This is a genomic window from Rhodococcus sp. 2G, from assembly GCF_001886355.1.
In the GTDB taxonomy this organism is placed as follows: Bacteria; Actinomycetota; Actinomycetes; order Mycobacteriales; family Mycobacteriaceae; genus Rhodococcus; species Rhodococcus pyridinivorans.
In genome coordinates this window covers 1,542,116-1,559,819 of the sequence record NZ_CP018063.1, presented here as the reverse complement: position 1 = coordinate 1,559,819, position 17,704 = coordinate 1,542,116, and the positions used below count along the sequence as shown (strand labels likewise).

Below are 17,704 nucleotides of genomic sequence, written 5' to 3'. Positions count from 1 at the left end.
GACTCGTCTCGGGCCCGCCGTCTCCATCGAGCCGAAAGGAAGTGGCGCGTGCCCAAGGTCAGTGAGGACCATCTCGCCGCGCGGCGCAGGCAGATCCTCGACGGTGCCCGTCGCTGCTTCGCCGAATACGGTTACGACGGCGCGACCGTGCGACTGCTCGAAGATGCCACGGGTCTGTCCCGTGGCGCGATCTTCCACCATTTCAAGGACAAGGACGGACTGTTCCTCGCCCTCGCCCAGGAGGATGCGAGACGGATGGCCGACGTCGCGGCCAACGAGGGTCTCGTGCAGGTCATGCGCGACATGCTGTCCTCCCCCGACCAGTTCGACTGGCTCGGGACGCGGCTCGAGATCACGCGTCGCCTCCGCACCGACCCCGAGTTCGCGAAGGCGTGGATGCAGCATTCGGCCGAACTCACCGAGGCCACCGTCGGACGTCTCGAACGGCAGCGGGAAGCGGGCCGGCTGCGCGACGACGTACCGACGGAAGTCGTCCTGGGTTATCTCGACCTCGTGCTCGACGGGCTCGTCGCCCGCCTCGCTTCAGGCCACACCGAACAGGACCTCGTCGCGGTTCTCGACCTCGTCGAGGAATCCGTGCGCCGCCGCGACTGACGCGCCGGATCCGTTCCTCACGCCTTCTCGTCGCTCGCTGCCGCCCGACGACGGTTCGGGCCGCCGCGGCCCCTCAGCCGCACCTGCGACTCCACGAGAACGTTGTGCACGAAACCGTAGGATCGACCGGTTTCCTGGGCAAGCCTCCGAATGCTCGCGCCCTCCTCGTAGCGGCGCTTCAGATCCTCTTGCAAGCGGTCCCGCGATTCCCCTGTAACTCGGGCTCCCTTCGCGTAGGTCGTCTCTCCACCACCGGAATTTCGCGCCATCGGATCCTCCCTGCGCCCTCGCCAAAGGTCCCTTTCCCAGGCTAGAGGACTGTCAGGTTGCGCGGACGCAGATCGGACCAGCGGGAGCGGATCAGGGGGCGGATCCGACCGGGAGCCCGATCAGGCGAGCTGGATGAGCTCGAGGTATTCGTGCGACCAGTGGTCCTCGGTCCCGTCGGGAAGCAGGATCACACGTTCCGGGTCGAGGGCCTCGGCCGCACCCGGATCGTGGGTGACCAGCACGACGGCACCCTCGTAGCTCCGCAGCGCGTCGAGCACCTGCTCGCGCGAGACGGGATCGAGGTTGTTGGTCGGTTCGTCGAGGAGCAGCACGTTCGCTGCGGACGAGACGAGGCCCGCCAGGGCGAGTCGTGTCTTCTCACCGCCGGAGAGTGTTCCGGCCGGCTGCTCGAGCTGCGGACCGGTGAACATGAACGCGCCGAGCAGTCCGCGCAGGTCCTGTTCACCGGCGTCCGGAGCGGCGTGCCGGATGTTCTCCCACACCGTCGCCGAGTCGTCGATGGTGTCGTGCTCCTGCGCGAAGTAGCCGATCTTCAGACCGTGGCCGGGCACGAGTTCGCCGAGATCCGGCTGCTCCACACCGGCGAGCAGTCGCAGCAGCGTCGTCTTGCCGGCACCGTTGAGGCCGAGGACGACGACGTGGCTGCCCCGGTCGATCGCGAGGTCGACGCCGGTGAAGATCTCCAGGGAGCCGTAGACCTTGGTCAGTTCCTTGGCCATCAGCGGGGTTTTTCCGCAGGCGGCCGGCGTGGGGAACCGGATCTTGGCCACCTTGTCGGCGACGCGCACGTCGTCGAGGTCGGAGAGCAGCTTCTCGGCACGCTTGGCCATGTTCTGGGCGGCCGTGGCCTTCGTGGCCTTCGCGCCGAGCTTCGCGGCCTGCTTCTGCAGGGCGGACGCCTTCTTCTCGGCGTTCGCACGCTCGCGCCGGCGCCGCGCCTCGTCGGTCGCGCGTGCGTCGAGGTACTTCTTCCAGCCCATGTTGTAGACGTCGGCCTCGCCGCGCACCGCGTCGAGGAACCACACCTTGTTCACCACATCGGCGAGCAGGTCGACGTCGTGGCTGATGACGATGAGCCCACCGTCGTGGTTCTGCAGGAAACCGCGCAGCCAGGTGATCGAGTCGGCGTCGAGGTGGTTGGTCGGCTCGTCGAGCAGCAGCGTGGTGTCGGACTTCCCGCCGGAGCCGTCCGAGGCGGCGAACAGGATGCGGGCGAGTTCGACACGGCGGCGCTGACCACCCGACAGCGTGTGCAAGGGCTGGCCGAGGACCCGGTCGGGCAGGCCGAGGCTGTGGCAGATGCTCGCAGCCTCGGATTCGGCGACGTATCCGCCGAGCGTCGCGAAACGCTCTTCGAGCGAACCGTACTTGCGCACGGCGCGGTCGCGGATCTTCTCGTCGACAGCCTCCGCCATGAGCGCCTGCTGCTTCTCCATGCTGCGCATGATCTCGTCGAGACCTCGCGCCGAGAGCACCCGGTCCTTGGCGAGGACGTCGAGATTGCCCTCCTTGGGATCCTGCGGCAGGTAACCGATGTCGCCGGAACGGATCACGGAGCCGGCGTAGGGTTCGCCTTCACCCGCGAGGATCCGCAGGGTCGTGGTCTTGCCGGCACCGTTGCGTCCCACGAGGCCGATACGGTCCCCGGCCTGCACCCGCAACCCCGATCCGGGGGCGGAGAGCAGTGTCCGCACGCCGGCGCGGACTTCGAGGTCGGTAGCGGTGATCACGCACGGGCTCCTAGAACGAAAGACGATGGATGAGTGCCATGGTGGCAAACAGCCGGGCACACGAACCACTCATTTTACCGTGACGGCCCCTCTCCCCCACGGTGAGATTCGCTACCCTCGCCACGCACGGCCGGGTCCTCCCCTCGCGCGACCTAGGCTGACGCCCGTGACCCACCTTCCCCCCACCGACCTCGTCGTGGCCGGACTCGGCCCTGCGGGCCGTGCGCTGGCGTTCCGAGCGGCCGCGGCCGGGTTGTCGGTGACGGCCGTCGATGTGCGCCCGCAGCGCCGATGGACCGCGACCTACGCGGCGTGGGCCGACGAACTACCCACCTGGCTGCCCGACGTGGTGGTGGCAGCGCACATCGACAGGCCCGCAGCGTGGACGACCGGGCCCCACGTCGTCGATCGCGCCTATCGGGTGCTGGACACGGCGGGACTGCAGGACTTCCTCGCCCTCGACGCCGTCACGGTGGTCACGGGTCGGGTACGCGATGTCGATGTGGACGGCGTGGTCCTCGGGGACGGCCGCCGTATGCCTGCCCGCTACGTCGTCGATGCCCGCGGGGTTCCCGCCGAACCGGAACGCGCCCAGCAGACGGCGTTCGGGCTGATCGTCGACGATGCGACCGCGGCTCCGGCACTCGACGGCCACGACGCCTGGTTCATGGACTGGCGCCGCGACAACGGCACGGACCCCGACGACGTGCCGTCCTTCCTGTATGCGGTGCCGGTCGGTGACGGACGCACGATCCTCGAGGAGACCTGCCTCGTCGGCCGTCCGGCACTCGGATTCGGCGAACTCGAGCGGCGCCTGCACATCCGCCTCGCAGCGCGAGGCGTGCGCACGACCGGCGACGAGCAGGTCGAACGGGTGCGCTTCGCCGTCGAGGGCGCACCGACGGCCCCCGGGGTGATCGGTTTCGGCGCTCGCGGTGGTCTGATGCATCCGGCCACGGGATACGCGGTGGCCACCGCCCTGTCCACCGCGGATCCGGTGGTCGACGCGATGCGCCGCGGCGACGATCCGCAGCGCGTCCTGTGGTCGGTCCGCGCCCGCTCGGTAGCGACGCTGCGGCAGATGGGGCTGCGGGTCCTGCTGCGACTCGACGCACGCGGAGCGATCGAGTTCTTCGACGCGTTCTTCGCCCTTCCGGTCGAGCAGCAACGCGCCTACCTGTCCGGTCGCGACGACGCGACCGGCGTGGCGGCCACGATGTGGCGGTTGTTCCGGGTGCTGCCGATGGGTGCGCGCACGACGATTCTGCGTTCACTCAGCTGATCCGCCGGGTGCGGCGTGTGGCGAACGTCTCGGCGAACCGCCCGGTGAGTTTCGCAGCTTTCCAACGTGGTCCCGAGGTGTCGATCATGATGGACACATGCGGTCGATCTGGAAAGGCTCACTCGCGTTCGGCCTCGTCAACGTGCCGGTGAAGGTGTACTCGGCGACCGAGTCGCACGACATCTCCTTCCACCAGGTGCACGCGAAGGACGGCGGGCGGATCAAGTATCAGCGTGTGTGTACCGAGTGCGGTGAGGTCGTCCCCTACCAGGAGATCGACAAGGCGTACGACTCCGAGGACGGCGAGCGGGTCGTGCTCACCGACGAGGACTTCGAGAAACTTCCGGCTGCCGAGAAGCACGAGATCCCGGTGCTGCAGTTCGTGCCGACCGAGCAGATCGACCCGATCCTGTTCGAGAAGTCCTACTATCTCGAACCTGATTCGTCGTCGCCGAAGGCCTACGGCCTGCTCGCCGCCACTCTCGAACAGAGCGACCGGACGGCGCTGGTGCACTTCACCCTTCGTCAGCGCACCCGGCTGGCCGCCTTGCGCACCCGCGACGGGCTGCTCATCCTGCAGACCCTGTTGTGGCCCGACGAGGTTCGCGCAGCCGAGTTCGAGTCGCTCGACGACATCGAGAAGCCGAAGCAACGCGAACTCGCGATGGCAGAGACCCTCGTCGAGTCGATGTCCGACGATTTCGATCCCACCGAATTCACCGACGAATACCAGGTGGAACTGCGCACGCTGATCGACGAGGCCCTCGCTCGCGGCGGCGAGAAGGTCTTCCAGGTCGCCGAACACGACACCGGCGAAGAGGACGCCGAGGTGCTCGACCTCGTGGCGGCCCTGCAGCGCAGCGTCGACGCGGCGGGCAAGAAGGTCCCGTCCGGTTCGTCCTCCGGCGGGAAGAAGTCCTCGAAGAATGACGAGGATGAAGACGAGGACGCGAAGAAGGCCCCCGCGAAGAAAACGGCGTCGAAGAGTTCGGCGGCCAAGAAGAGTCCCGCCAAGAAGAGCACGGCGAAGAAGACCGCGTCCAAGAGTTCGGCGTCGAAGAGCACGGCGAAGAAGAGTCCCGCCAAGAAGACGGCCGCCAAGAAGACCTCCGGCGAACGCAAAGGCGCCTGACCTCCGACGAGAAGTCGAAGATCAGGCGCCGAGGCTCGGAGCCGGAGACAGCCGGATCAGACGGTGAAGCCGAGTGCGCGCAGCTGCTCGCGTCCGTCGTCGGTGATTTTGTCGGGACCCCACGGCGGCATCCACACCCAGTTGATGCGCAGCTCGTCGCAGAGGCCGCTGCGCACGAGTGCGCCCTTGGCCTGCTCCTCGATGACATCGGTGAGGGGGCACGCCGCCGAGGTGAGCGTCATATCCACGGTCACGGTCTCGTCGACCTCGGAGATCCCGTAGATGAGACCGAGATCGACGACGTTGATGCCGAGCTCGGGGTCGACGACGTCGCGCAGCGCTTCCTCGAGTTCGTCGAGGCGGCCCGGATCCAGCGGCGGGGCCGTGGCCGCGACCAGCGTCGAGGTCTCGTCCGCGCCGGCGTCGGCCGTCGGATTCTCGTCGGTGTTCACGGTGCCCGGTGCGGGTTCGGTCATCAGTTCTGTCCTCCGCTCGAAAGGGTGTGCGCGCCGCCCGCCAGGTCGGCGGGGGCTGCGTCCACGGTCTGCGCGACCGCGTCCTTGAAGGCCATCCAGCCCAGCAACGCGCACTTCACGCGCGCCGGGTACTTCGCGACGCCGGCGAACGCGATGCCGTCGCCGATCAGGTCCTCGTCGCCTTCGACAGTGCCGCGACTGCCGACCATCTCGACGAACCCCTCGACGATCTTCAGTGCATCGCCGAGCGGAACGCCGATCACCTGGTCGGTGAGCACGGACGTCGACGCCTGGCTGATCGAGCAGCCCTGCCCGTCGTAGGAGACGTCGGCGACGGTGTCACCGTCGATGTGCACGCGCAGGGTCACCTCGTCGCCGCAGGTCGGGTTGACGTGGTGCACTTCGGCGCCGAACGGTTCGCGCAGTCCGCGATTGTGCGGGTGCTTGTAGTGGTCCAGGATCACTTCCTGGTACATCTGCTCCATCCGCATCGGATCACGCCTCCCCGAAGAACTTCTGGGCGCGCCGGATCGCCGCGCCGAGAGCCTGCACCTCGTCCGGCGTGTTGTACACGGCGAACGATGCGCGGGCGGTCGCGGCCACCCCGAAGCGGCGGTGCAGCGGCCAGGCGCAGTGGTGTCCGACCCGGATCTCCACGCCCTCGTCGTCGAGGATCTGGCCGAGATCGTGCGCATGGATTCCGTCCACGACGAACGACACCGCCCCGCCCCGCTGTTCGGCGGTCGTGGGTCCGATGATGCGCACGCCGTCGATGCCGCCCAGCTCGGCGAGCGCAGCAGCGGTCAGCTCGTGTTCGTGTGCAGCGACGGCGTCCATCCCGATGTCCTGCAGGTAGCGCACGGCGGCACCGAGGCCGACGGCCTGCGAGACCATGGGCGAACCGGCCTCGAATCGCTGCGGCGGTGCGGCGAAGGTCGTGGCCTCCATCGTCACCGTCTCGATCATCGAGCCACCGGTGATGAACGGCGGCACGTCGGCGAGCAGGTCGCGGCGACCGTAGAGAACGCCGACACCGGACGGACCGAACATCTTGTGTCCGGAGAAGGCGGCGAAGTCGACTCCGAGGGCGCGGAAGTCGACGGCCATATGCGGCACCGACTGGCACGCGTCGAGCACGACGATCGCGCCGATCTCCTTCGCGCGTCGAACGATCTCCTCGACGGGGGCGACCGCGCCGGTCACATTCGACTGGTGCGTGAACGCCACGACCTTCACAGCGTCGGTCAGCGTCAGCGAATCGAGGTCGATGCGACCGTCGTCGGTGACCCCGTACCAGCGCAGGGTGGCACCCGTCCGCCGCGCGAGTTCCTGCCACGGAACGAGATTCGCGTGGTGCTCGAGCTCGGTGACGACGATCTCGTCACCGGGTCCGAGCCGGTGCGGGAACCGGTCGTCGGCGAAGGCGTACGCGACGAGGTTGAGCGACTCGGTGGCGTTCTTGGTGAACACCACCTCGTCGACGTCGACCCCGACGAAGGACGCAATGACGGCGCGGGCGTCCTCGTACGAGTCGGTCGCCTCCTCCGACAACGCATGCGCACCGCGGTGCACGGCCGCGTTCCGCGTCGCCAGGAACTCACGCTCGGCGTCGAGCACCTGTACCGGACGCTGGGAGGTGGCCCCCGAGTCGAGGTAGACCAGGGGTTTGCCGTCGCGCACCGTGCGCGCGAGGATCGGGAAATCCGCCCTGATCCGGGCGATGTCCAAGGTCCGCACCGGCACCGTCATCCGATCACGCTCCTTGCGTTGCTGCCTGGGTGAAACGAACGTAGCCGTTGGTCTCGAGTTCGTCGGCGAGCTCGGGGCCACCGGACTCGACGACGCGGCCACCCACGAAGACGTGCACGAACTGCGGCTTGATGTAGCGCAGGATGCGGGTGTAGTGGGTGATGAGCAGGACGCCGCCGTTCTCGTTCTCCTGGTAGCGGTTCACGCCCTCGGAGACGACGCGCAGCGCGTCCACGTCGAGGCCGGAGTCGGTCTCGTCGAGGATGGCGATCTTCGGCTTGAGCAGACCGAGTTGCAGGATCTCGTGGCGCTTCTTCTCGCCACCGGAGAAGCCCTCGTTGACGCTGCGCTCGCCGAAGGCGGGATCGATGTCCAGCTCGGACATCGCCTGCTTGACCTCCTTGACCCAGTGGCGCAGCTTGGGGGCCTCGCCGCGCACGGCGGTCGCGGCGGTGCGGAGGAAGTTCGACATCGACACGCCGGGCACCTCGACCGGGTACTGCATGGCGAGGAACAGGCCGGCGCGGGCGCGCTCGTCGACGCTCATCTCGAGCACGTCCTCACCGTTGAGGGTGATGCTGCCCGAGGTGATCTCGTACTTGGGGTGGCCGGCGATCGCGTACGACAGGGTGGACTTGCCGGAGCCGTTGGGGCCCATGATGGCGTGCGTCTCACCCGAGCGGACCGTGAGGTTCACGCCCTTGAGGATGTCGATCGGCTCGGCGTTCTCGTCGGTCTGTGCGACGCGGACGTGCAGGTCCTTGATCTCGAGGACGTTCGAAGGTGTGGACATCGAAATGCGTTTCCTTAGTGAGGTATCGGGAGTACAGGGAGGCAGGACCGGTCAGGCGCCGACGGCGGCGAGTTCCGCCTCGATGGCGGCCTCGAGCCGGTCGCGGACCTCGGTGACCGTGATGCGCTCGAGCAGTTCGTGGAAGAAGCCGCGGACGACGAGGCGACGCGCTTCCTCCTCGGGGATGCCACGAGCACGCAGGTAGAACAGCTGCTCGTCGTCGAAGCGGCCGGTCGCCGACGCGTGTCCGGCACCGACGATCTCACCGGTCTCGATCTCGAGGTTCGGCACCGAGTCGGCGCGCGCACCGTCGGTGAGCACCAGGTTGCGGTTGAGCTCGAAGGTGTCGGTGCCCTCGGCCTCGGCGCGGATGAGCACGTCGCCGATCCACACGGTGTGCGCGTCGGGCTTGCCGGAGGCCGGATCGCCCTGCAGCGCACCCTTGTACACGACGTTCGACTTGCAGTTCGGCTGCGAGTGGTCGACGAGCAGGCGCTGCTCGAAGTGCTGGCCGGCGTCGGCGAAGTACAGGCCGAGCAGTTCGGCATCGCCGCCGGGGCCGTCGTACTTGGTGGTCGCCGACACGCGCACGAGATCGCCGCCGAGCGCCACGGTGAAGTGGCGCAGCACGGCGTCGCGTCCGAGTCGGGCGTGGTGCGCGGCGACGTGCACGGCGTCGTCGGCCCAGTCCTGCACCGCGACGACCTTCAGCTGTGCGCTGTCGCCGAGCACGAACTCGATGTTCTCGGCGTAGGTGCCGCTGCCACGCTGGTCGATGACGAGCGTGAGGTTGGCGAACGCCTCGAGCCGGATCTGCACGTGCCCGTAGGCGACGGCGCCCTCGCCCGGTCCCGTGATCGTCACGGTGACGGGCTCGGCGACCTCGACCTCGCGGTCGACGGTCAGGACGGTCGCGGTCTCGAACGACGAGTACGCCTGAGCTGCGATCCGGTCGAACGGCACACCGGCCTGCCCGAGTCGCGCGTCGTCGCGCGCCACGGTCTCGACCTGCACGCCGTCGACCGGGGTGACCTCGACGGTCGCGGTGCCGGTCGCGGGAGCGGTGCCGTCGTGCAGACCGCGCAGGCGGCGCAGCGGGGTGAACCGCCACACCTCGTCGCGACCCGACGGAATCTCGAAGGCGTTCACGTCGAACGACGTGAAGACCTCACCCTTGTTGACGGCCGGCACCCGGTTCTCGGCACGCACGGCATCCTGCACGCCCGTCGCGGTAGCCGGCGTGTTCTTCGCTTCCGCAGTCATTTAGCCGACTGCCCCTTCCATCTGCAGTTCGATCAGGCGGTTGAGTTCGAGGGCGTACTCCATCGGCAGTTCCTTGGCGATGGGCTCGACGAATCCGCGCACCACCATGGCCATGGCCTCGTCCTCGTCGAGTCCGCGGCTCATCAGGTAGAACAGCTGGTCGTCGCTCACCTTCGAGACGGTCGCCTCGTGACCCATCGTGACGTCGTCCTCACGGATGTCGACGTACGGGTAGGTGTCGGAACGGCTGATCTGGTCGACGAGCAGCGCGTCGCACTTGACGGTCGACTTCGAGCCGTGGGCGCCCTTGTTGACCTGCACGAGGCCGCGGTAGGAAGCACGTCCACCGCCGCGCGCTACCGACTTCGACACGATGGTCGAGGAGGTGTGCGGCGCCAGGTGCAGCATCTTCGCGCCGGTGTCCTGGTGCTGGCCCTCGCCGGCGAAGGCGACGGAGAGCACTTCACCGCGAGCGTGCTCGCCCATCATCCACACGGCCGGGTACTTCATCGTCACCTTGGAACCGATGTTGCCGTCGATCCATTCCATCGAGCCGCCGGCCTCGACCTTGGTGCGCTTGGTCACCAGGTTGTAGACGTTGTTCGACCAGTTCTGGATGGTCGTGTAGCGGCAGTGGCCGCCCTTCTTGACGATGATCTCGACGACCGCGGAGTGCAGCGAGTCGGACTTGTAGATCGGGGCGGTGCAGCCCTCGACGTAGTGCACCGAGGCGCCCTCGTCGACGATGATCAGGGTCCGCTCGAACTGGCCCATGTTCTCCGTGTTGATGCGGAAGTAGGCCTGCAGCGGAATGTCGACGTGCACACCCGGCGGGACGTAGATGAACGAGCCACCCGACCACACCGCGGTGTTCAGGGCGGAGAACTTGTTGTCGCCGGCCGGGATGACCGTGCCGAAGTACTCCTTGAACAGCTCGGGGTGCTCGCGCAGGCCCGAGTCGGTGTCGAGGAAGATCACGCCCTGGCTCTCGAGGTCCTCGCGGATCTGGTGGTAGACCACCTCGGACTCGTACTGGGCGGCGACACCGGCGATGAGGCGCTGCTTCTCCGCCTCCGGGATGCCCAGCCTGTCGTAGGTGTTCTTGATGTCCTCGGGGAGCTCGTCCCAGCTCGCGGCCTGCTTCTCCGTCGAGCGCACGAAGTACTTGATGTTGTCGAAGTCGATTCCGTCGAGGTTCGAGCCCCACACCGGCATCGGCTTCTTGTCGAAGGTGCGCAGCGCCTTGAGGCGGATATCGAGCATCCACTCGGGCTCGTTCTTCTTGGCGGAGATGTCCCGCACGACCTCTTCGGACAGGCCGCGCTGCGCCGTGGCGCCCGCGGTGTCGGGGTCCGCCCAGCCGTATTCGTAGTGGCCGAGAGAATCGATCGTCTCTTCCTGCGTCAGCGGCGCGGTTCCGGACGTCTGATCCGATGCGACGGTCATGCGAGCTCCTTCCGGAGTCTGGTGGGCGTCGGCGCGGGCTGTGCGTCGACGGTCGACGGGTGGGTGGATGTCTTCCTGATGTGCCCTGGTTCGCGGAGCACTCGCGGTGGGATCGTCACGTAGGCGGCTCCGGACGGGGCGCGTCCGCTTTGGAGAGAACGGGCACGTGTGTCGTGCAGAAGGCGTCGCCGTTCGCGATCGTCGCCAGGCGTTGCACGTGGGTTCCGAGGATCCGCACGAAGGCCTCCTGCTCCGCCTCGCACAGTTCGGGGAACTGCTCCGCGACGTGCGAGACCGGGCAGTGGTGCTGGCAGATCTGCACGCCGGTGCCGACGCGGCGGGTCGAGGCGGCGAAACCGGAGGCGGTGAACGCCCCGGCGATCTCCTCGGCGACGCTCTCGACGTCGTCGAGGTTCTCGTCGGCGGGCGCGATGGTACCGAGGATCGAGTCCACACGGCGGCGTGCGAAGTCCTCCACGGCAGCGTCGCCGCCGAGTTCGCGGAGGTGCCGCATGGCGGCGGTGGCGAGATCGTCGTAGGAGTGCCCGAGGCGGGCGCGTCCGACGGCGGTGAGCTGGAAGCGGCGGGCGGGGCGGCCACGACCGCGTCCTTGCCTGCGCGGCGGCGCGGCGGCCTGCGCCTCACCGGACTCGATGAGCGCGTCGAGATGGCGTCGCACGCCCGCGGCGCTGAGCCCCAGACGCTCGCCGATCTCCGGCGCGGTGATGGGACCTTCTTCGAGCAGCAGCTGCACGACGGCGGCGCGGGTCTGACCCTCCGGGATCTCGCGGCCCGTCGAAGCAGGACTCTTGCGGGTGTCCTCGACGCGCGACGCCGTCGCGGCAGGTGCGTGACCTGCGCGTTCTGCGGTGTCGGTGGTGTCGGACGGGTATTTCACAACACCAGTGTGACGGAATTCGGAAGGACGGTCCACCAAGGGTGCCCTTTGTTACACCTCGTGACGGAGCCGTCGGAGACCACCCTCGTCGTCCCGTTACGCTTCTGACGTGCCGTCGACTCCTCCCCTGTCCGCCCCGCACACGACGTCTCCGTCGCCGGGCCGATCCGGGGTCCGCGAACGGCTGCACGTGTGGATCCGACGCGCTCTGGGCCTCGACGCCCCGGGACCACACGCCGATGTCTCGGTCGTCCTGCACGGCGACGAGATCGAAGGTCGCGGACTCGACGCGATCGAGAACGTCTACCTCCACCGCATCCGGCTGCTCGGCGCCACCGGTGCCGTCCTCATGGCAGTCGGGGCACTCGGCGCCGGCGCCCAGCCGGTCCTGCAGAACCCCGTGCAGGGCGTCCGCGCCCTCGGACTGGCGGCACGCATGCCGAGCGCCGCCCTCACGACGACCATGATCGGCACGGCGCTGGTGATCCTCGCCTGGTTGCTGCTCGGCCGGTTCGCGATCGGCCGGGGCGCACCGGACGGTCCCGTGCGCCGACTGTCCCGGTCGCAGCTCGACCGCACCTTGCTGCTGTGGATCCTTCCGCTGGTCGTCGCTCCGCCGATGTTCAGCAAGGACGTCTACTCGTATCTCGCGCAGAGCGAGATCGCCGCGCGCGGGCTCGATCCCTACGCGATCGGTCCGGCCGGCGCGCTGGGGGTCGACCACGTCCTGACCCGGACGGTGCCGAACATCTGGCGCGACACCTCGGCCCCCTACGGCCCGGCCTTCCTGTGGATCGGCGAGAAGATCACGTACCTCACGGGCGAGAACATCGTGGCCGGCATCTTCGTCCACCGGCTGCTCGCGCTCGTGGGTGTGGCCCTGATCGTGTGGGCGCTGCCGCGGCTCGCCCGCCGGTGCGGCGTTGCGTCGGTGAGCGCGTTGTGGCTCGGTGCCGCGAACCCGCTGTTGCTCTTCCACCTGGTCGCGGGCATCCACAACGAAGCCCTGATGCTCGGGCTCATGCTCGCCGGTGTCGAGCTCGCGCTGCGGGCCGTCCACCCGGACGACGAGGCGGCCTCGCGCCTGCGTCTCGCGGGGTGGCTCGCGGCCGGCACCGCGCTGATCGCCCTGTCGTCGATGATCAAGGTGCCCTCGCTGCTCGCGCTCGGATTCGTCGGCATGGCCCTTGCCCGCAAGTGGGGTGGCGGCTTCCGCGCCGTGCTCGCCGCCGCCGCGATCCTCGGCATCGGGACCTGCGTCGTCATCGGCGCTGTGAGCTGGGGCAGCGGCCTGGGCTTCGGCTGGACGAAGACCCTGGGCACCGCCACGGAGGTCCGCAGCTGGATGTCGATCCCGACCCTGCTCGGCATGGGTACCGGCCTCGGCGGCGTGCTGCTCGGTCTCGGCGACCACACGACGGCCGTGCTGTCCATCACGCGCCCTATCGCAGCGCTGGTGGCCGCTTTCGTCACGATGCGCATGCTGCTCGCGGTGCTCATGGGACGGATCCATCCGGTCGGTGCGCTGGGGGTCTCGCTGGGCGCGATCGTGCTGCTCTTCCCGGTCGTGCAACCGTGGTACCTGCTGTGGGCGGTGATCCCGCTCGCGGCCTGGGCGACCCGTCCGGTCTTCCGGATCCCCACCATCGCGTTCTCGTCGGTTGTCGGCATGATCCTCATGCCCAACGGCAGCGAATACCAACCGTTCATCATCGTCCAGGCGTCGATCGCGACCATCGTCGTGGTCGGTCTGATCATCGTCGCCACACGCTCCCGGCTGCCGTGGCGGCTGCAGGAGCGCACACCACCGCGTCCGGCGGAAACCGCGGACGCCTAGGCTGGAACCCTGTGACCCCGAGTTCTCCCGCCGGTGCGGTACCGGCCGTGCGCCTGGACGGCGTCGTCAAGACCTACGGGGGCGTCACCGCCGTGAACGGTCTCGATCTGACCGTCGAACGCGCCCAGGTGCTCGCCCTCCTCGGCCCGAACGGCGCCGGTAAGACCACCACCGTGGAAATGTGCGAGGGGTTCGTCACTCCCGACATGGGCACAGTCCGCGTCCTGGGGCTCGATCCCGTCGCCGATTCCGACGCCCTCCGCCCCCGGATCGGCGTGATGCTGCAGGGTGGCGGCGCCTATCCGGGTTCGCGGGCCGGTGAGATGCTCGACCTGGTGGCGGCGTACTCGGCGGATCCCCTCGACCCCGACTGGCTGCTCCAGCGTCTCGGGCTCACCGACGCCCGCCGCACCCCCTACCGCCGATTGTCGGGCGGACAACAGCAACGCCTCGCGCTCGCATGCGCGCTGGTGGGGCGCCCCGAACTGGTGTTCCTCGACGAACCGACGGCGGGTCTCGACGCACAGGCCCGGCTGCTCGTCTGGGAACTGATCGACGCACTGCGCCGCGACGGTGTGAGCGTGCTGCTCACCACCCACCTCATGGACGAGGCGGAAGAGCTCGCCGACGAGATCGTCATCATCGATCACGGGCGGGTGGTCGCCGCAGGGACACCCGACGAAGTCACCCGCGACGGCGCCGAGGGCCAGCTGTGGCTGTCCGCGCCTCCGGGCCTCGACCTGAGTGCCCTGCAGTCCGCCCTGGCCGGCACCCACCGGATCCGGGAGGACAATCCCGGGCGGTATCTCGTCGAGGGCACGATCGAACCGTCCGTCGTCGCGGCGGTGGCGACCTGGTGCGCGAATCTGGGCGCACTGGCAACCGAGATCCGGGTGGATCAGCGCAGCCTCGAGGACGTCTTCCTCGAGTTGACCGGTCGGGAGTTGAGAGGGTGAGCGTGACCCACGATCGTCTGGCGAACAACCGGTTCGCGGAAGGGACCTTCACCCCGCGACCGCAGCCGAACTCGCCGTCGAAGATGCTCGCGGCGCAGACCGCCATGGAACTCAAGTTGCTGCTGCGCAACGGCGAGCAGCTCCTACTGACCATGTTCATTCCGATCACGCTGCTGATCGGCCTGTCGCTGCTACCGATCGGCGATCTCGGCGACTCGCGGGTCGACAGCGTGCTGCCAGCGGTGATGATGGTGGCCGTGATGTCGACGGCGTTCACCGGTCAGGCGATCGCCGTGGGCTTCGACCGCCGCTACGGCGCCCTCAAGCGGATCGGCGCGACCGCGCTGCCCAAGTGGGGAATCATCGCTGGCAAGAGCGCGGCGGTGGGCATCGTCGTCGTCCTGCAGGCCGTGTTGCTCGGTGCCATCGGGCTGGCCCTGGGCTGGCGCCCCTCCCCCGTCGACCTGCTCATCGGGGCGGTCGTCATCGCCTTGGGCACGGTGATGTTCGCGACACTGGGGCTGCTGCTCGGTGGAACCCTGCGCGCCGAGATCGTGCTCGCCCTCGCGAACATCGTGTGGTTCGTGCTGTTGGGCATCGGCAGCGTCGTGGTGCTCGGCGACGTGATCCCCGAAGCGGTGGTCCACCTGCTGCGGATCGTGCCGTCGGGGGCGTTGACGCTCGCGCTCGAGAACGCCACGTCGGGTGTGTTCGACTGGTTGTCGATCGTCTCGCTGCTCGTGTGGACGGTGATCGGCGGCACCACCGCGGCGCGCTGGTTCCGCTTCACCTGAGTCGTGGGCGGCCCGATCGGGCACGACCCAACTACAGCGTGTAGTGGTTCACGCCGTACCATCGAACCGTGTTGTATCGCGGCTACCTGAGCCTTGTCGACCGTCTCCCCCTGCCGTCGCTGCGGACGCAGAAGATCATCGCGTTCCTCACGATTCTCACCCAGGGCGGCATCGCAGTGACCGGCTCGGTCGTCCGCGTCACCGCCTCCGGACTGGGTTGCCCGACCTGGCCGCAGTGCTTCCCCGGGTCGCTGGTCCCGGTGGGTGTGTCGAGCGGGGTGAACACCCTGCACCAGGTGGTCGAGTTCGGCAACCGGCTGCTGACCTTCGTGGTCGTGGCCGTCGCAGCCGCGATCGTCCTGGCCGTCACCCGTGCGCGGCGCCGCAAGGAGGTCATCGCCTGGGCGTGGTTGATGCCGGCAGGCACCGTGCTGCAGGCGATCATCGGCGGCATCACCGTCCTGGCCGGTCTCGCCTGGTGGACGGTCGCGATCCACCTGCTCGCATCGATGCTCATGGTGTGGCTGGCGACAGTGCTCTACGCGAAGGTGAGCGAGCCGGACGACGGCACGGTGGTGCAGGTATTGCCCCAGCCGCTGCGCCGGCTCACCGCCTTGTCGGGTGTCGCGCTCGCCGTGGTCCTCGTGCTCGGCACGATGGTCACCGGCGCCGGCCCGCACGCCGGAGACAAGAGCGTCGACAGACCCGTCCCGCGCCTCGCGCTCGACATCACCAATCTCGTCCACCTGCACGCCGAAGCGCTCATCGGCTATCTCGCGCTGCTGATCGGCCTCACCTTCGCCGTCTACGCGGTCCATGCACCCCGAGCCGTCACGCTGCGTCTGAAGGTCGTCCTGGCCCTGGTGGTCGCACAGGCCGGCATCGGCCTCGTCCAGTTCTGGACGGACGTGCCTGCCGTGCTGGTCGTCTTCCACGTCGCCGGCGCCGGACTGTGCACGGCGGCGACCGCCGCGGTCTGGGCGGCCGGACGGACGCGCACGACCGCACCGGATCGCGAGCCCGTTCCGGCCTGACCGTTCGACGACGCGGCCCCTCCCCGGACTTCCGGGAAGGGGCCGCGTGTCGTCGTACGGATGTCGGGCGGTCAGCGCTCGTTGCGGGCCTTGGGGAACTTCGTCTGACGTGCCACCCAACCGGCCATCTTCGCCCAGTGACCCTTCTGCGGGTTGGCGATGCTGGTGACCTCGCGGTCCCACTCGGAGACGGTGACGTCGGGGATCTCCTCGACGATGGCGCGCGCCGTCGGGAGGTCCTTCGCGACGCGGTCGCCGAGGGTGCCGTCGGCGGCGACCACGGTGATCCGGACGCCGGACAGACCGATCGGCTGCAGCACGGCCTTCCCGGAACCTCCGTGCTCGGCGACGAAGCTGCGGATGGACGAGACGATGTCGGCCGGTGCGGCCACGACCTGTGTTTCGACGCTCATGTCTGCAGAATACTGTGAGCGCTATGCACGCAATCGAAGTGGCACAGCACGGAGGCCCCGACGTCCTCGTCCCCGTCGAACGACCCGACCCCTCGCCCGGACCGGGTGAGCTGCTGGTTCGCACCGATGCGATCGGCGTCAACTTCATCGACACCTACTTCCGCACCGGCCTCTACGGCACGGAGCTGCCGTACATCCCGGGCTCGGAGGGCACGGGCACGGTCGTCGCCCTCGGCGAGGGTGTGCGGGACACGGCGGTAGGCGACCGAGTGTCGTGGTGCGAGGCACCCGGCTCGTACGCCGAACTGGTCCGCGTCCGCGAGCAGGTCGCCGTGCCGGTCCCGGACTCGGTGCCGGCCGAGCAGGCCGCCTCGGTCCTCCTGCAGGGCATGACCGCGCACTACCTGCTGAACTCCGTCCACCCGGCACAGCCCGGCGAGACGGTGCTCGTCCACGCAGGTGCCGGTGGTGTGGGGCTGATCCTGACGCAACTCGCCGTCGCGAAGGGCGTGCGGGTGATCACCACCGTGTCCTCCGACGAGAAGGAGGCCCTGTCGCGGGAGGCCGGCGCCGCGGAGGTGCTGCGCTACGGCGACGACCTCGCCGAGAAGGTGCGCGAGCTCACCGACGGCGAGGGGGTGGCCGCAGCCTACGACGGTGTCGGTGCCGCGACCTTCGAGGCGTCGCTCGCGTCCGTCCGCGTGCGCGGCACGGTCGCGCTGTTCGGTGCCGCGAGCGGACCCGTCCCGCCCTTCGACCTGCAGCGGCTGAACCCGGCGGGTTCGCTGTTCGTCACGCGGCCGACCCTCGTGCACTACACCCGAGACCGCGAGGAGCTGCTGTGGCGGGCGGGCGACGTGCTCGCGGCGCTCGCCGACGGGTCGCTGAAGCTCCGCGTGGGAGCGAGCTATCCCCTCGCCGAGGCCGCCCGCGCCCACGCCGATCTCGAAGGACGCCGGACCACCGGATCGATCGTCCTGATCCCGTGATCTCCG

18 protein-coding genes are annotated in these 17,704 nt (G+C 68.8%); 8 read left to right on the top strand and 10 right to left on the bottom strand.

What is annotated here, in order from left to right:
* Positions 1–48 precede the first annotated feature (48 nt).
* Positions 49–615, top strand: coding sequence for a TetR/AcrR family transcriptional regulator (locus BO226_RS07365; protein WP_016691734.1), 567 nt, complete (start codon positions 49–51; stop codon positions 613–615).
* A gap of 17 nt (positions 616–632) precedes the next feature.
* On the opposite strand, the gene BO226_RS27970 is transcribed toward BO226_RS07365, so the two are convergent.
* Positions 633–884 carry a helix-turn-helix domain-containing protein gene (locus BO226_RS27970; protein WP_026061044.1) on the bottom strand — a complete coding sequence of 84 codons (252 nt, stop codon included), beginning with the start codon at positions 882–884 and terminating at the stop codon, positions 633–635.
* Between the two features lie 120 nt (positions 885–1,004).
* The gene (locus BO226_RS07355; RefSeq protein WP_071934903.1) at positions 1,005–2,636 is read right to left on the bottom strand and encodes an ABC-F family ATP-binding cassette domain-containing protein; all 1,632 of its coding nucleotides are present in this window, start codon (positions 2,634–2,636) and stop codon (positions 1,005–1,007) included.
* Between the two features lie 166 nt (positions 2,637–2,802).
* Between BO226_RS07355 and BO226_RS07350 the strand changes: the two genes are divergently transcribed.
* On the top strand, positions 2,803–3,918 hold the full coding sequence (locus BO226_RS07350; RefSeq protein WP_071934902.1) for a lycopene cyclase family protein: 1,116 nt from the start codon (positions 2,803–2,805) through the stop codon (positions 3,916–3,918).
* 97 nt (positions 3,919–4,015) lie between these two features.
* Positions 4,016–5,050, top strand: coding sequence for a non-homologous end joining protein Ku (ku, locus tag BO226_RS07345; protein WP_019289299.1), 1,035 nt, complete (start codon positions 4,016–4,018; stop codon positions 5,048–5,050).
* Between the two features lie 56 nt (positions 5,051–5,106).
* Here the strand turns inward: ku and BO226_RS07340 are convergent, their stop codons facing one another.
* The 7 genes from BO226_RS07340 to BO226_RS07310 form a co-directional block, all read right to left on the bottom strand.
* Positions 5,107–5,526 carry a metal-sulfur cluster assembly factor gene (locus BO226_RS07340; protein WP_006551506.1) on the bottom strand — a complete coding sequence of 140 codons (420 nt, stop codon included), beginning with the start codon at positions 5,524–5,526 and terminating at the stop codon, positions 5,107–5,109.
* Positions 5,526–6,017, bottom strand: a complete 492-nt coding sequence (gene sufU, locus BO226_RS07335) for a Fe-S cluster assembly sulfur transfer protein SufU (protein ID WP_026061042.1) — start codon at positions 6,015–6,017, stop codon at positions 5,526–5,528. The genes BO226_RS07340 and sufU overlap by 1 nt, the downstream gene beginning before the upstream one ends.
* Positions 6,018–6,021: 4 nt before the next feature.
* Positions 6,022–7,275 carry a cysteine desulfurase gene (locus tag BO226_RS07330; protein ID WP_064060314.1) on the bottom strand — a complete coding sequence of 418 codons (1,254 nt, stop codon included), beginning with the start codon at positions 7,273–7,275 and terminating at the stop codon, positions 6,022–6,024.
* A 4-nt stretch (positions 7,276–7,279) separates the two neighbouring features.
* Entirely contained in the window at positions 7,280–8,068 is a 789-nt protein-coding gene (sufC, locus tag BO226_RS07325) for a Fe-S cluster assembly ATPase SufC (RefSeq protein WP_016691727.1), read from the bottom strand.
* Positions 8,069–8,119: 51 nt separating this feature from the next.
* Positions 8,120–9,331, bottom strand: coding sequence for a Fe-S cluster assembly protein SufD (gene sufD / locus BO226_RS07320; protein ID WP_071934901.1), 1,212 nt, complete (start codon positions 9,329–9,331; stop codon positions 8,120–8,122).
* Positions 9,332–10,777 (bottom strand): Fe-S cluster assembly protein SufB, encoded by a 1,446-nt coding sequence (gene sufB / locus BO226_RS07315; RefSeq protein WP_024100815.1) that lies wholly within the window; start codon positions 10,775–10,777, stop codon positions 9,332–9,334.
* Between the two features lie 115 nt (positions 10,778–10,892).
* The gene (locus tag BO226_RS07310) at positions 10,893–11,711 is read right to left on the bottom strand and encodes a helix-turn-helix transcriptional regulator (protein ID WP_064851633.1); all 819 of its coding nucleotides are present in this window, start codon (positions 11,709–11,711) and stop codon (positions 10,893–10,895) included.
* 73 nt (positions 11,712–11,784) lie between these two features.
* On the opposite strand from BO226_RS07310, the gene mptB reads away from it, so the two are divergent.
* The 4 genes from mptB (at position 11,785) to BO226_RS07290 (ending at position 16,296) form a co-directional block, all read left to right on the top strand.
* The gene (gene mptB, locus BO226_RS07305) at positions 11,785–13,512 is read left to right on the top strand and encodes a polyprenol phosphomannose-dependent alpha 1,6 mannosyltransferase MptB (protein ID WP_371850703.1); all 1,728 of its coding nucleotides are present in this window, start codon (positions 11,785–11,787) and stop codon (positions 13,510–13,512) included.
* 11 nt (positions 13,513–13,523) lie between these two features.
* Positions 13,524–14,468, top strand: a complete 945-nt coding sequence (locus BO226_RS07300; protein ID WP_071934900.1) for an ABC transporter ATP-binding protein — start codon at positions 13,524–13,526, stop codon at positions 14,466–14,468.
* On the top strand, positions 14,465–15,262 hold the full coding sequence (locus BO226_RS07295; protein ID WP_071934899.1) for an ABC transporter permease: 798 nt from the start codon (positions 14,465–14,467) through the stop codon (positions 15,260–15,262). The genes BO226_RS07300 and BO226_RS07295 overlap by 4 nt, the downstream gene beginning before the upstream one ends.
* Positions 15,263–15,330: 68 nt before the next feature.
* Positions 15,331–16,296, top strand: coding sequence for a COX15/CtaA family protein (locus BO226_RS07290; protein WP_024100811.1), 966 nt, complete (start codon positions 15,331–15,333; stop codon positions 16,294–16,296).
* 71 nt (positions 16,297–16,367) lie between these two features.
* Here BO226_RS07290 and BO226_RS07285 read toward each other — a convergent pair whose 3' ends face one another.
* Positions 16,368–16,709, bottom strand: coding sequence for a hypothetical protein (locus BO226_RS07285; RefSeq protein WP_006551494.1), 342 nt, complete (start codon positions 16,707–16,709; stop codon positions 16,368–16,370).
* A gap of 23 nt (positions 16,710–16,732) precedes the next feature.
* Between BO226_RS07285 and BO226_RS07280 the strand changes: the two genes are divergently transcribed.
* Complete coding sequence (locus BO226_RS07280; protein ID WP_006551493.1) at positions 16,733–17,698, top strand: quinone oxidoreductase family protein; 966 nt, start codon at positions 16,733–16,735, stop codon at positions 17,696–17,698.
* Positions 17,699–17,704: the final 6 nt, after the last annotated feature.

Coding starts and splice junctions, on each gene's coding strand:
- BO226_RS07280 (WP_006551493.1), top strand. CDS start 16,733: ATGCACGCAATCGAAGTGGCACAGCACGGAGGCCCCGACGTCCTCGTC.
- ku (WP_019289299.1), top strand. CDS start 4,016: ATGCGGTCGATCTGGAAAGGCTCACTCGCGTTCGGCCTCGTCAACGTG.
- BO226_RS07285 (WP_006551494.1), bottom strand. CDS start 16,709: ATGAGCGTCGAAACACAGGTCGTGGCCGCACCGGCCGACATCGTCTCG.
- BO226_RS27970 (WP_026061044.1), bottom strand. CDS start 884: ATGGCGCGAAATTCCGGTGGTGGAGAGACGACCTACGCGAAGGGAGCC.
- sufU (WP_026061042.1), bottom strand. CDS start 6,017: ATGCGGATGGAGCAGATGTACCAGGAAGTGATCCTGGACCACTACAAG.
- sufD (WP_071934901.1), bottom strand. CDS start 9,331: ATGACTGCGGAAGCGAAGAACACGCCGGCTACCGCGACGGGCGTGCAG.
- sufC (WP_016691727.1), bottom strand. CDS start 8,068: ATGTCCACACCTTCGAACGTCCTCGAGATCAAGGACCTGCACGTCCGC.
- BO226_RS07330 (WP_064060314.1), bottom strand. CDS start 7,275: ATGACGGTGCCGGTGCGGACCTTGGACATCGCCCGGATCAGGGCGGAT.
- BO226_RS07340 (WP_006551506.1), bottom strand. CDS start 5,526: ATGACCGAACCCGCACCGGGCACCGTGAACACCGACGAGAATCCGACG.
- sufB (WP_024100815.1), bottom strand. CDS start 10,777: ATGACCGTCGCATCGGATCAGACGTCCGGAACCGCGCCGCTGACGCAG.